Below are 14317 nucleotides of genomic sequence, written 5' to 3'. Positions count from 1 at the left end.
ACGCCGTCAAATCATTGCTTTTTATCTGTACGCGGCTGGCGCAAGACTTCATTGATTTGCGGTTTGTCTACCGGACCGGTGATGCGATAACGCAAAATGGAGACTTTATTCCATAGCGGCCCCAGTACTTTACTGGCGGCGAACACCGCCGCGCCGACGATCGGGTTAACGGCAAAGGCCGCCGCAACGCCCACGGTTGCGGAGATTTCCGGTGCAACAACCGCTTCGACATCCAGCTGACGCTGTACCAAATCCACCGACCCTTTCATCGCAATATCGGCTTCCAGCCCGTCCACCAGCGTATCGTCAGTATGCAGAACGCCATCCTTGATCCATGCCGCACTGCGGATTGAATCAAAGTAGAACCCTTCGCTGCTGAACGTGTCGCTGAAATCGAAGCGAAGCTTACGCAGCAGCGCATCGACGCTGAACAGGCGCAGCAGCTGCCCGGCATGGCCGGTACTGATATCGGTGATATCCCCTTTCCCAAGGCGAGTGCGCAGAATACCGTTTAGCGACTCTTCCTGCGGCTGCCACGGCGCGCTACGCCAGTGCAAATCATAGTTCACATCAAACGGCGCATTGCGTACTGGCGTCGAAATACCGAAGAAATTCATCGCCGAGTCGATTTTGTCGCCGTGCAGCGTGCCTTTCAGTGAGGTCCTTTCGCCACCGCTCTTATTGACCCATTCGCCGTCGGCGGTAAGACGGGCAAAACCCGTGTCAACCATGCCATTCGCCAGCGACAACGTATCGCCTTTGATTGCGAAATCACCCTCAATGCGGCCATATTTTTGCCCCCACAGCCAGCACTCAGCACAGCGAAGCTGCAGATCCGGCCAGCCGGTGAAATCCACCTGCGTCTTGCCGCGCAGCAAGGTCGAAGGTGAAGAGATGTCGTTGTCATCCGTCGACGTCGCAGAGGGGGTGTAGTAGAGATAGCGAATCGCGGCCTGCCACGGTGCGTTATCGTGCAGGGTGAACGTCCCATTGATTTCTCGCCCCTGCGCTTCAACAACCGATCCTGATCCCTGCGGCTGCGAGACAATGCTCAGGTTGTTCCATTGCTGGCCCGCCAGCGTGAGCGCCGGGGTTCGCAGGGTGACGCTGGCCGGGAACTGCGTCGAATTGCTGACGTTATTGGCAACCCCCTGACGCAGCAGGCCCAGCCACTGCGCTCCGTTCATCGGCGGCAGGTTCAGCTCAAGGCCGGCCTGCTCGGGCAATGGCGGCAGCGTGCGGCTATCCGTGGCCCAGATGGCGCGGTCGAGAGTCAGTTTCTGGTTGAGTAACCAGCGACTGTTAAAATGGTTATTACCGCCCGCGTTGCCGGTCAGATCGAAACTGTGCAGATTACCTTCAACATTCAGCTTCACCGGGAGAGCCTGACCCGCTTGCTTATCAAGCGGCGGCGGCAGACGGCTGGCGATGTTCGTCAAATCACCGTCAATGCTGATGTTATATTTCGCCCCGGTGCTGTGCGGCAGTTCAATGTCCACTTTGCCATTCCAGCCCACGCTGCCGCTTACCGCGTCGCTCAATTGCTGTGGCAATACGCCCGTTTTCGCCGGTTGCCAGTTGCCATTCAAATTCACCGCCACCTGGTAGGCTTTTGCCCCTTCGGTGGTGGTGAAATCAATATTCACAGGCTGTTTAAACCATGTCGCCTGCAGCGGCTCACTTTTCAGGTTGCCGTTAACAAAGCTGAACTTACCGCGCAGATCGTTCACCGTGCTGTTAAGCGGTTTGATGAACAGATTGTTGTGATTGAGAACCACGTCGCCTTTGGCGGTAGTCATCTCGCCATCCAGCGGGATATCAAGATGTAAGCGAGCGCTTACATCGCCATCCAACTTGAGCTCATCCAGCGCGCTGGAAAGCGTATTTTTCAGCGGCGTATCTTTGAAATAGGGTCCAACCGCCTTCCCCGGACCGTTGATATCAGCATCAATGAGTAATTTCTCTTTGATGTAATCCGGAATGATGGCCGTCAGGTTCGTGGCTTTGACACCGCCCAATGCCACCTCATCCGTCTTCATCCACAGACCGTCATTGAGGAAGTCGAGTTGAATATCGAAATTTTTCAGCGCCGGCCAGTCCGGCTGGAAAGCAAAGGTGGCGTTACGTAACGGTACCAGCACCTCAAACTGCCCTTCATTGTGCTTATATGGGAATAACCGTGGATTGCCGCCATAAACCAGCGTGGCGTTTTCAGCCTGTCCACCCTGAATTGCTGCGCTCAGGTAATCCACCAGCGCTTTCCCCATCAGGTTTTCCGGGAAGTAGCGCCACGCCTGACCGCCATCGGTAACGTTAATACCGGCCAGAATGCCCAGCCACGGCTCATCGCCCTCTGGCTGCAGGTAGCGGAAATCCCCCCGCGCGTGAATAGCATTGGCCTGCACGTCGATGTTATGGCCATCAATCTGCAGGCCGCGCTCGTCGTTTTGCCAGTCGAGGGCCGCCACCCCTTTCTCGATTTCCAGCGGCGCGCGGAAAACCGTGGCATAAGGCATTTTTGCCTTCGCCATTTCGGCTGTAACTCGCCCGTGCTCAACGCTGCCGGATAAGGTGCCGGACAGGTTCTCAACGCCAGGCAACAGCTCCCACTGTTTCCAGGAGATATCTTTCCAGCTCGCCTGGAAGCGCGTTTTCTCCGTCGCCTGCAGGGGAATATCCAGCGCCAGTTTTTCCAGCGTGCCTGCCGGGTCCATGGTGCGCCACACTTTCCCCAGCTCTGGCGAAATTTTCTCGGCAATCGGCATCATGCCATCAAGGGCATTCAGATCGAGACGGCTGGCACGTACGCGCAACTCATCACTACGCTGGCCATCTGGCCCCCCGACTTCCTGAGCCGGAACCCATGCGAAGGCCAGTGAGCCTTGCGGCCATGGATGCCCATCCATCGTGATGCGCGTTGTGGGAATATCAAACTGCCAGCCCTGCTGCTGACGCGAGACATGCGCCGTCAGGTTATCGACCGACAGTTGGTGAGTATCTTTGTCACCCTGCCAGCTGGCCCCGCCTTTTTTTAGCCAGACATCACCGCTTTCCACCTCACCTTTATTGAGTGTCATCCAGCCTTCAAGGCTAAAACGGGCGGTCTCCAGCGCAACATTGTCCTGCATCCATTTGCCAAGCCAGGGCTTAACATCAATGTCGTCTGCCTGTAGCCACAGCCGGCCATTGTTGAGGATACCTTTGTCATCGCGCAGATCCATTCTCACCTGCATGATGCCATGCTGCCCGGTCAGGCTGGACAGGCTCAGTTGCCCTTCCGCACGGTGTCGATCTTTGCTGTTAAGCCAGGTCAGTTGGGGGATCGCAAGCTCGGCGCACTGGCCGGAAAGGGTTAAAAAGCTGAGTCGGCTATCGCGCAGATCAAAGTGATCGAACTGGCGAAGGAACAGATCGCTGATGCGGTCGGTTTCGATCGGGCTGCCATCGTCATTGCGTTGCAGCGGGGTGTTGGTACGAACGGCCAGCTGATAAAAGGTGAGATCGCGGAACTGCCAGCGCATGTGCAGCAGGCTTTGCCAGATATCCAGCGCCAGCGTGACGCGTTTAACGGACAGATCGCCGCCGTCTTTGAGGGTAGCGTTAACGTCGAGAACTTCGAGGATAGGGCCGAAATTTTCCCAGCTTGCATTCAAATGGCTGGCATCAACCACAATACCGGTCTGTGCCTGAATTTTCGCCAGAATTTCAGGGCGCCAGCTGTCCAGATGTGGCAGGATAAGGCGCAGACCACTTACCAGCAGCGCCACTATCACAACTAGCGTCGCCCCAGTAAGCAGCAATATCCCCGGCAGTCGCCTCACGCACCTCTCCTTGTCAACAAAACGTCTTTTACATCATCACTACATCAAACTGCTCTTGATTATAGAGCGGCTCGATTTGCACTTTAACTTGCTTACCGACAAAGATCTCAACCTCAGCCAGCGCGTGCGACTCTTCCCCTTTCAGGGTTTCCGCCACAGCAGGAGAAGCATAGACCAGGAAACGATCTGAGTCGTAGGCATGGTGCACGCGAACGATTTCGCGCATGATTTCGTAGCAGACGGTTTCCACCGTTTTGACCGTGCCTCGTCCATGGCAGGTTGGGCATTCATTACACAGAACGTGTTCCACGCTTTCACGGGTACGTTTACGAGTCATCTCGACCAGACCGAGCTGGGAGAAACCGTTGATGCTGGTCTTCACGCGGTCCTTGCTTAACGCTTGTTCCAGTGAATGCAGAACCCGGCGGCGGTGGTCTTCATTGTTCATGTCGATGAAATCAATGATGATAATGCCACCGAGATTACGTAAACGCAGCTGGCGGGCAATAGCCTGCGTGGCTTCAATATTGGTATTGAAAATGGTGTCATCAAGATTACGGTGGCCGACGAATGCCCCGGTGTTGATATCCACCGTCGTCATGGCTTCTGTCTGGTCAATAACCAGATAACCACCGGATTTCAATTCCACTTTTCTTTCCAGCGCACGCTGAATCTCATTCTCTACATCGTAGAGATCGAAGATCGGCTGGCGGCCGCTGTAGTGTTCAATCATGCTGGTCATTTCCGGCATGTATTCAGCCGTAAATTCCAGCAGCATGTCGTAGGTCAGGCGTGAGTCAACGCGGATCCGGTCGAGCTGGGCATCGGCAAAATCACGCAGCACGCGCTGTGCCAGCGCCAGTTCACCGTAGAGCTTGCAACGGGTCTGTTGACGCTTTTTGCGCTCCATTACCTTCGTCCACACCCGCTTGAGGTAGGCAGCATCGGCGGCGAGATCTTCATTGCACACCCCTTCCGCCGCGGTACGAATAATAAACCCGCCCTGCTCGTCGCAATAGTCGGTCACCACCTGCTTGAGCCGCTCGCGTTCGGCTTCGCTTTCAATACGCTGGGAAACACCAACGTGCGAGGCACCCGGCATAAAGACCAGATAGCGGGAAGGCAAAGTGATGTCTGTGGTCAGTCGCGCGCCTTTGGTACCCAGCGGATCTTTCACCACCTGTACCATCAGGTCCTGCCCCTGACGCACCAGTTCGGAGATATCGCGAACGGTGAAGTTCTTCTGCTCTTCCCCCGCCACGCATTCGGTGTGGGGCATAATGTCCGAGGCGTGAAGAAACGCGGCCTTATCCAGACCAATATCTACAAATGCCGCCTGCATACCAGGCAGTACGCGACTTACCCGACCCTTGTAGATATTGCCTACTATCCCACGTCGCGCCTCACGTTCGATGTGAATCTCTTGCAGGATGCCGCCATCGATATAGGCCACGCGTGTTTCCGATGGCGTAATGTTGACTAACAGTTCAGCCGTCATGATTGTTTATTCCCTCGCGCAATGCGTTAAAATTGCTCAACAATTCCCAGGTTTCTACCAGCGGTAAACCCACCACAGCGTGATAACTCCCGTTTATTTTCCTGACAAAACAGCCGCCCAGCCCCTGAATTCCGTACGCACCCGCTTTGTCCATCGGCTCACCGCTGGCAACATAGGTAGCAATATCATCATCAGAAAGAGTCCGGAACGTCACCTCGGTTTTCACCAGACAATCCAGCAGGTGTTGGCTGTCCGCCAGCGCGACCGCCGTCATGACCTGATGGGTCTGACCAGAGAGCTGTCGCAACATTTTAGCAGCATGCGAGGAGTCTTTCGGTTTTTCAAGCACTTCACCATTAAATATGACAATGGTGTCAGCACCGAGCACCGGTAAATCACGGGATGCCATCGCCACACCCGCAAGCGCCTTTTCCCGTGCCAGGCGCACAACGTAGTGTTGGGCGCTTTCCTGCGCCCAACGCTGTTCTTCAATACCGGGAATAATTCGCTCGAAGGTGACGCCCAACTGGGTGAGCAATTCCTGACGACGCGGGGAACCAGAGGCAAGCCAGATTGTTGTCATAAAAACCTTTATTGCACGGCAAACTGCTGGCGAATCTTGCGCATAAGCAGGAAAAGCCACGGCCAAAGCACGCCATTGACGACGCTGCTCCAGAAGATTTCTGGTTTGAAGGACACGTTAATGACCAAAAATTCAGCCCAGAACACGATGACTTCGGTTGCCAGCGACAGGACCATCACCACCAGCGCCTGTTGCCACAGCGCCAGGTTACGGAACAGCTGAAATTTAAGCGCGACTAGATAGGCGGTAATGCTCAGTGACAACGCACGCACGCCAAGCGTGGATCCGCTAATGAGATCCAGTATGGCACCCATAGCGAAACCTGTGCCGACATTTACGCGGTGCGGTAGCGCCAGAATCCAGTAAAGCAGGATGAGTAACACCCAGTTTGGCCGGTAGACAAGAATGTCATCCGGCCAGGGCATAATTTGAAGCAACAGCGCGATAAGAAACGAGAGCCAGATAACCCAGCGTCCCTGGCTACGGTAACTTGCCACTATTGGCCTCCCCGGGTACCTTGCGAAGGTAGCGGTGGCCCGGCAATACCGGTAGCAGGAGCAGGAATTGGCGCAGGCGGCCCCATCGCATCCGGCGCAGGCAGCACTTGCGGCATCATCTGCATCAGACGTTCGTTAGCCACGCGGTGTACTTCTTCCGGCGTCATCGGATTCGTGCCATTACGATCGGCTCCCCACAGCAGCAGTAAGTAGCGCAGACGCTGCAAACCCGCAGTAGGACGTGCCTGGATAACCGTATACGCACGCTGCGTGTCGAGTTTCACGGAGGAGACCACCCCAACAGGATAACCTTCCGGGAAACGCCCACCCAGACCGGACGTCACCAGCACATCGCCAACGCGAATATCGGTATTGGCCGGCAGATGCTCCAGTTGCAGATCGTCAGTACAGCCATTGCCTGCCGCAATAACGCGGATATCGTTACGCAATACCTGAATCGGCAACGCATGGGTCGCATCGCAAATCAGCAGTACGCGGCTGGTCAGTTTCGCCACGGCGACAACCTGGCCGACTACGCCTTTATCGCTGATGACCGGCTGGCCTTCATACACGCCGTTCACGCTGCCTTTGTCGATCACAACCTGATCGCTATACGGATCATTCACCGTTGAGATAACCTGGGTCACCATTTTCTGCTCGTCCTGACGCAGCGGCGAACCCAGCAGCTCGCGCAGACGCGCGTTCTCCTGTTTGTATTGCCCTAACATCAGCAGTTCGCTGTTTTTCAGCAGCAACTCCTGACGCAATGCCCGATTTTCAAGCTCAAGTTGATCGCGCGAAGAGAGCGTTTGCGAAACACTGTCTAATAATTCGCGGGGACCATTGGAAATAAAGTAGAAAGGACTGACGGCAGTATCCATGTACGTTCGAATTTGACTGAACGTACCGAGGCGGCTGTCGGCAATAATAACTCCGAGCGCCACTACCACCGCCAGGAAAAGGCGAATCTGTAGCGACGGGCCACGGCTAAAAATTGGCTTCATAGGCTTTGCGTATTCTCAGGCCAGACAGATTCAGGGCGATATCTTCGCCCTGAATCTGAATCAGACTATTCTTCGCTGAACAAATCGCCGCCGTGCATATCGATCATTTCCAGCGCCTTGCCGCCGCCACGAGCTACGCAAGTCAGTGGATCTTCTGCAACTACGACAGGAATACCTGTCTCTTCCATTAACAGGCGGTCAAGGTTGCGCAGCAGTGCGCCACCACCGGTCAGAACCATACCGCGCTCAGAAATATCGGACGCCAGTTCTGGCGGGCACTGTTCCAGTGCAACCATCACCGCGCTTACGATACCTGTCAGCGGTTCCTGCAGTGCTTCCAGAATTTCGTTAGAGTTCAGCGTGAAGCCACGCGGAACACCTTCTGCCAGGTTACGACCACGCACTTCGATTTCGCGCACTTCGTCGCCTGGGTAAGCAGAACCGATCTCATGCTTGATACGCTCTGCGGTCGCTTCGCCGATCAGAGAGCCGTAGTTACGGCGTACATAATTAATGATCGCTTCGTCGAAACGGTCGCCACCGATACGAACGGAGGAGGAGTACACCACGCCGTTCAGGGAGATAACGGCTACTTCTGTGGTACCACCACCGATATCAACAACCATAGAACCGGTTGCTTCGGAAACCGGCAGGCCTGCACCGATTGCAGCCGCCATAGGCTCTTCAATCAGGAAGACTTCACGCGCACCAGCGCCCTGAGCGGATTCACGAATCGCACGACGTTCAACCTGGGTCGCACCAACCGGTACACACACCAGAACGCGCGGGCTTGGACGCATAAAGCTATTGCTGTGCACTTGTTTGATGAAATGCTGGAGCATTTTTTCAGTCACGAAGAAGTCGGCGATTACACCGTCTTTCATCGGGCGGATAGCAGCAATATTGCCCGGCGTACGGCCCAGCATTTGCTTAGCGTCATGACCTACCGCGGCCACACTTTTCGGTGAACCGGCACGATCCTGGCGAATGGCCACCACGGAAGGCTCATTCAGTACGATGCCTTGTCCTTTTACATAAATCAGGGTATTCGCGGTACCCAGGTCAATGGACAGGTCATTGGAAAACATGCCACGAAATTTTTTCAACATACTAAGGGATAATCCTGAAAGCTGGGGCGGAAAACAAAATCCGCTTACTTTACCAACCACACGCAGCAGCGACAAGGCGCAAAAATCATCTGCTACGGTGAAAATTAGTGCAGTTTGTTTCCTTTGTTACAAACAACCTGACTCCTTCAGGAATAAACAACGGCGGGAGCACTCCTTGCCCTGCGTTTGCAACCTGTCAAAGGTTAAAACTTGCGTTCGCGCTGTGGCAATCTGGCGGGCAGGCAAGCACACCCCCATACGTACGATACAGCGCGCGTTATTCTACGTGAAAACGGCTTAAACGGCAGTTCAAACCGAGTATCTTTGCGAATATTTTTTCACATTGGTGTCAAGCGGCTGAGAGGAGGCAAAAAAATCCCCCTGTCCACCCGAAACGCCACGTTCAATCAGTGTCTGCCACTCGCCACGCGAACGGACACCAGTGGCAAAAACACGCGTATGCGTACCTTTGCATGCCTCGACGAGACTTTGCACCAGCAGCTGATTCTCCGTGCGCTTCTCAATGTTGCGGACAATCCCAGGATGAAGTTTTAGCAGTTCCACATCCAGCGCTTTAATCCAACTGGTACTGACCAGGGTGAGGCCCGCCTGCGTGACAGCAACCCGCGAGCCTAACGCATTAATCAACCGCACCACCGGTTGTAACCGGCTGATATGTTGACAAACATCAGCCTCTGCAAGTTCAAAAATAATCCGCCGACGGTGTGATTTTTCGCACTGCATCAAGGTATCGCGCAGCCAGCGCTGAAAACGTGGGCGAATCAGCGACTCCACGGTCACCTGCATGGCAAGAGTTTCTTCCGGCCAGTAGCGTAAATAAGGAATGAGGCGGCCAATTTGCAGCCGGTCATATTCCTCCGACAGACCAAACTGCAGCACCATAGGCATATATTCCGCAGAGATAACTTCCTGATCGCCATCATAAATACGACACATCAATTCGCGGTGATGGACAATCCCTTCGCGATTCACCGCAGGCTTCTGGTAGACGCGCGGGCCGCCACGGCTGAGCATTTGCTCAATCAACGTGCGCCAGCGAACATTGCCGCGCCCCTGCTCCGGCAGCGTATCGTCATAAACCGACCAGCTGTTGCCCCCTTGCAGCACCGCATTGCGCGTCGCCGCTTCGGCATGTTCCATAACCTGCTCTGTTGAATGGCCGCTACGCCAGGCGCAGATACCAATGTGCATCATGTCTTCACGATCGAGCATCTTACTGGGCTGCAGACCGTCCACCGCTTTTAAAATCTGCCCGGCAATGCTTTCCGCTTCCTTTAATGTGCGATGGGGTAACAGCACGGCAAAATCGCTGCGGTGATAGCGCGCCAGCAGCGCACCGGGATAACGCATAATAAATGTCGACAGCAGATTAATGAGCATGAACAAATGCTCTTCGACGGCAGGTCTCCCCCAGCTATCGCGCAACAATTCAAAATCGGGCAAACGGATCATCATCACAACGCCGTGTGCGCCAACTTTCTCCTGATCCTCAAGCAACGTAGCCAGCTGATTATCAAAGAACAGACGGTTATTGAGCCCGGTTTTAGTGTCCTGCGCCGCGTAGGAGCGGATCATTGTATCAATGTGGCTGCGCTGGTCGCTGGCAAACTGGATCTCCGAAAGCAGAACATCCAGCGCGCTGCTGGCGCGAGACGGCCATTCATAAATAGAACCGCGCGCCTGAGCCCCGCGCTCGCCGTTCAGAATGCGGGTTGAGCGGAGTTCGAGTAACTCCTGGCCAGAAAGCTGTCTGCGCAGCCAGCGCACGGAGAGGAAAATAATCAGAATCATAAAGCCGATCGCCAGCGTCAACGGAACGGTGGTCACCAGCGAGCGGAAATAGTTAGCCATCGGATCCTGGTACACCAGAGTGATGGTCATACCTGGATTTTTAAGGGAGTTAATCTCTAATTCACGATACTGATAATTACTGCCAGCGGGACGGTAGCTGCTTTTGCGGGTGTGTTGCAGAACAGTTTTTGTCCCCTGACGCACCTGGATACCCACGATATCCACCGGCACCATCAATTCGTCGAGATGGGATGAGATTGCCGAAGGTGACATAAAAATCAAACGCGTGTCGACCACCGCAGCAACCGATTCGACGCGGTTAATCACCTTGGTCTGGATGGCGTTATAAAAGCTCAGTGAGCAGCCAATCAGGGTAACGAATATCGCCAGCCCCGTTAGTAGCGTCACAAAAGCTGAGAATTTCGTCGTTAATCGCATCCTTGTGTTAACTCCGTAGTGTAAAAGAACGAGACGCGGCAAACCCTGGAAAACAAAGTAAGCGCTAACTAGCAAAGCGAGCCCGGCATACTAGCAGGCCTGACGCTTCTGGCAATCAGTCTTGCATTCGCCTATGCGAGTATAGCCCCCAGATTTTTTTTGCCAATCACCCAGGCCGCCAGCGGGAAGGAAACCACCAGATTTCAATTTTTCGTGATATTCCCCCGACCGCATATTCACCGTGCTACAAGTAATGAAAAGGGGGAACGTTATGCAAAAGAAAAAACTCACTGAATCCGATGTCACCGCTGAATCTGTCTTTATGCTGCGACGCCGTCAGATCCTCAAAACACTGGGCATCAGCGCCGCTGCGCTGAGTCTGTCTCCCGCCGCGCGCGCAGACCTGCTTGACTGGTTTAAAGGCAACGATCGGCCCAAAGCCCCCTCAGGCAAACCGCTCCAGTTCAGTAAACCGGCCCAGTGGCAAAACACGCTGACGCTGACACCGGAAGATAAGGTTACGGGCTATAACAACTTCTATGAGTTTGGCCTCGATAAAGCAGACCCCGCAGCCAATGCGGGAAGCATGAAAACCTCCCCGTGGACGCTCAAAATCGACGGAGAAGTAGCCAAACCGCTCACACTCGATTACGACGCACTCACCACGCGTTTCCCGCTGGAAGAGCGCATTTATCGCATGCGCTGCGTTGAGGCCTGGTCGATGGTGGTGCCCTGGACCGGCTTCCCGCTGCACAAACTGCTGTCGCTGGTTGAACCCACCAGCAACGCCAAATATGTGGCGTTTCAAACCCTGTACGCCCCCGATGAAATGCCCGGCCAAAAGGATCGCTTTATCGGTGGCGGTCTGGAATATCCTTACGTAGAAGGGTTACGTATAGATGAAGCGATGCATCCGCTGACGCTGCTTTCCGTCGGCGTCTATGGCAAAGCGTTGCCGCCACAGAATGGCGCGCCAATTCGCCTGACCGTCCCGTGGAAATACGGCTTTAAAGGGATCAAATCGATAGTCAGCATCAAACTCACGAAGGAACGCCCACCCACCACCTGGAATCTGGCGGCACCGGACGAGTACGGTTTTTTTGCCAACGTGAATCCCCATGTCGACCATCCTCGCTGGTCACAGGCGACCGAGCGTTTTATCGGTTCCGGCGGCGTGCTGGATGTGAAACGCCAGCCTACGCTTCTTTTTAATGGCTACGCTGATGAAGTGGCATCCCTGTATCGGGGTTTAAATCTGCGGGAGAATTTTTGAGTGCGTTTAACAGCAAAACAGATTGTCTGGCTTAAAGTACTTCTGCATCTGGCAGGTTTTCTGCCGTTTGTCTGGTTGTTCTGGGCATCGTCGCAGGGGTATTTTAGTGCCGACCCGGCGAAAGATATTCAGCATTTTACCGGCAGAATGGCGCTGAAATTTTTACTGGCAGGCTTGCTGGTTGCGCCACTGGCGCGCTACGCTAAGCAACCGTTGCTTATTCGCACCCGTCGTTTACTGGGATTGTGGTGTTTTGCCTGGGCAACGCTGCATCTGACCAGTTACGCGTTGCTGGAACTCGGCATCAATAATCTGGTTTTGCTTGGCCTGGAGCTGACAACCCGTCCCTGGTTAATGTTAGGAATTGTGAGCTGGTTTATCCTGCTGGCACTGGCGGCAACGTCTACCCAGTGGGCGCAGCGAAAATTGGGCAAACGATGGCAACAATTGCATAACTTCGTCTATCTGGTCGCGATCCTGGCACCTATCCATTATCTCTGGTCCGTGAAGATTTTATCGCCGCTGCCCCTTCTTTATGCCGCCGCAGCATTCGCGCTATTAGCGTGGCGATACAAGAAGTTCCGCCAGTGGTGGCGCTAAAGTTTCGATATGTGCAGTCCTCCGCAGTTCCATTATCAATCGCAGGGATAAAAGCAAATGCGGTTGATAATCTTCCCTGATAAGACCAGTATTTAGCTGCTAAATGCTACGAAATAGTTATAATGTGCGACTTTGGTTTTGCCGACAGGGCTTTTTAGGCTCCGAAAAGGTGACAACCACGCAATGAAGGTATATTTTGTTTTTTACCGGAAAATTGCAGGAGATAGCAGCACGATGGCTGGTAAGTTGCGCATTTTGCTTTTAAACGGCCCCAATCTTAACATGCCGGGAGCACGCAAGTCGGAAACCTATGGCACCCTTCGACTTTACTGAGTTCACTCTGAGCAATATCCATGCGCGCGAACCATCTCGCCATCATTCCTGGCCCTCCGAAATCGCTACTGGCGTGGTCTTCGGACCGGGCGCTGGCGGCTGTGTATACGCTTTACAGACGGCGGTAAAACGCCTGTCACAATCAAACTAAACAAGAGTACGGAACCCACTCATGGATATTCGTAAGATTAAAAAACTGATCGAACTGGTTGAAGAATCAGGCATCGCTGAACTTGAAATTTCTGAAGGCGAAGAGTCTGTTCGCATCAGCCGCGCACCGGTAGCTCCTGCTTATCCGATGATGCAACAGGCTTATGCGGCTCCGGTTATGCAGCAGCCTGCCCCTGCGCTCTCTGGCGCAGTCGCTCCCGTAGCGCCGGCAGCAGAACCCGCTCCTGCACAAATCAGTGGTCACATCGTACGTTCCCCGATGGTCGGGACCTTCTACCGCACGCCGAGCCCGGACGCGAAAGCCTTCTGCGAAGTCGGCCAGAAAGTTAACGTTGGCGATACTCTGTGCATCGTTGAAGCCATGAAAATGATGAACCAGATCGAAGCCGATAAATCCGGCGTGGTGAAAGCTATTCTGGTCGAAAGTGGTCAACCGGTAGAATTTGACGAGCCGCTGGTCGTCATCGAATAACGAGGCGCACATGCTGGATAAAATTGTCATCGCCAACCGCGGCGAGATTGCACTGCGTATTCTTCGTGCCTGTAAAGAACTGGGCATCAAGACTGTCGCGGTGCACTCCACGGCGGATCGCGATTTAAAACACGTACTCCTGGCGGATGAGACGGTCTGTATCGGACCGGCACCGTCCGTGAAAAGCTATCTGAACATCCCGGCTATCATTGCTGCGGCTGAAATCACCGGCGCTGAGGCTATTCACCCGGGTTATGGCTTCCTCTCCGAGAACGCCAATTTCGCCGAGCAGGTTGAACAGTCCGGCTTTATTTTCATCGGCCCGAAAGCCGACACCATTCGCCTGATGGGTGACAAAGTGTCTGCCATTACCGCCATGAAACAGGCGGGTGTACCTACCGTACCAGGCTCCGACGGCCCGCTGGGCGACGATATGGATGTTAACCGCGCGCACGCCAAACGCATTGGCTACCCGGTGATCATCAAGGCGTCCGGTGGTGGCGGCGGTCGCGGTATGCGCGTGGTTCGCGGTGACGCAGAGCTGGCACAGTCCATTGCCATGACCAAAGCGGAAGCCAAAGCGGCGTTCAACAACGACATGGTGTACATGGAAAAATACCTGGAAAATCCTCGTCATATCGAGATCCAGGTACTGGCAGACGGTCAGGGCAACGCCATCTATCTGGCTGAACGTGACTGCTCCATG

Annotated in this window: 11 protein-coding genes and 1 pseudogene; 5 read left to right on the top strand and 7 right to left on the bottom strand. The window is 54.4% G+C overall.

The annotated features are described in order from the left end of the window. Positions 1–11 precede the first annotated feature (11 nt). The 7 genes from yhdP to csrD all read right to left on the bottom strand — a co-directional run bounded on the left by yhdP (position 12) and on the right by csrD (position 10762). On the bottom strand, positions 12–3821 hold the full coding sequence (gene yhdP, locus ACSZPU_RS00495; protein WP_498994411.1) for an AsmA2 domain-containing protein YhdP: 3810 nt from the start codon (positions 3819–3821) through the stop codon (positions 12–14). 28 nt (positions 3822–3849) lie between these two features. Continuing rightward, a complete protein-coding gene (gene rng / locus ACSZPU_RS00490; protein ID WP_498994409.1) occupies positions 3850–5319 on the bottom strand; it encodes a ribonuclease G in 1470 nt (489 codons plus the stop codon). Beyond that, entirely contained in the window at positions 5309–5902 is a 594-nt protein-coding gene (locus ACSZPU_RS00485; protein WP_498994408.1) for a Maf family protein, read from the bottom strand. The genes rng and ACSZPU_RS00485 overlap by 11 nt, the downstream gene beginning before the upstream one ends. An 8-nt stretch (positions 5903–5910) precedes the next feature. Next, positions 5911–6399, bottom strand: coding sequence for a rod shape-determining protein MreD (mreD, locus tag ACSZPU_RS00480; protein WP_498994407.1), 489 nt, complete (start codon positions 6397–6399; stop codon positions 5911–5913). After that, entirely contained in the window at positions 6399–7403 is a 1005-nt protein-coding gene (mreC, locus tag ACSZPU_RS00475) for a rod shape-determining protein MreC (RefSeq protein ID WP_498994405.1), read from the bottom strand. Before mreC ends, mreD begins: the two co-directional genes overlap by 1 nt. Before the next feature lie 65 nt (positions 7404–7468). Beyond that, on the bottom strand, positions 7469–8512 hold the full coding sequence (mreB, locus tag ACSZPU_RS00470; protein WP_000913396.1) for a rod shape-determining protein MreB: 1044 nt from the start codon (positions 8510–8512) through the stop codon (positions 7469–7471). 309 nt (positions 8513–8821) lie between these two features. Then, the gene (csrD, locus tag ACSZPU_RS00465; RefSeq protein ID WP_498994399.1) at positions 8822–10762 is read right to left on the bottom strand and encodes an RNase E specificity factor CsrD; all 1941 of its coding nucleotides are present in this window, start codon (positions 10760–10762) and stop codon (positions 8822–8824) included. Positions 10763–11033: 271 nt separating this feature from the next. On the opposite strand from csrD, the gene msrP reads away from it, so the two are divergent. The 5 genes and pseudogenes from msrP to ACSZPU_RS00440 all read left to right on the top strand — a co-directional run. Then, positions 11034–12035, top strand: coding sequence for a protein-methionine-sulfoxide reductase catalytic subunit MsrP (gene msrP, locus ACSZPU_RS00460; protein ID WP_498994397.1), 1002 nt, complete (start codon positions 11034–11036; stop codon positions 12033–12035). Continuing rightward, positions 12036–12635 carry a protein-methionine-sulfoxide reductase heme-binding subunit MsrQ gene (msrQ, locus tag ACSZPU_RS00455; protein ID WP_498994396.1) on the top strand — a complete coding sequence of 200 codons (600 nt, stop codon included), beginning with the start codon at positions 12036–12038 and terminating at the stop codon, positions 12633–12635. It begins immediately after the preceding gene. 234 nt (positions 12636–12869) lie between these two features. Next, positions 12870–13119: pseudogene (locus ACSZPU_RS00450) on the top strand (type II 3-dehydroquinate dehydratase). Between the two features lie 21 nt (positions 13120–13140). Then, positions 13141–13611, top strand: coding sequence for an acetyl-CoA carboxylase biotin carboxyl carrier protein (accB, locus tag ACSZPU_RS00445; protein WP_498994394.1), 471 nt, complete (start codon positions 13141–13143; stop codon positions 13609–13611). A gap of 10 nt (positions 13612–13621) precedes the next feature. Further along, the coding region (locus ACSZPU_RS00440) for a biotin carboxylase N-terminal domain-containing protein (RefSeq protein WP_498994392.1) at positions 13622–14317 on the top strand (696 nt) is incomplete at its 3' end.

Source organism: Phytobacter sp. V69, from assembly GCF_965644215.1.
In the GTDB taxonomy this organism is placed as follows: domain Bacteria; phylum Pseudomonadota; class Gammaproteobacteria; order Enterobacterales; family Enterobacteriaceae; genus Phytobacter.
Note: the sequence above shows the minus strand (reverse complement) of the source record. Positions and strands in the feature narration are given on the sequence as shown.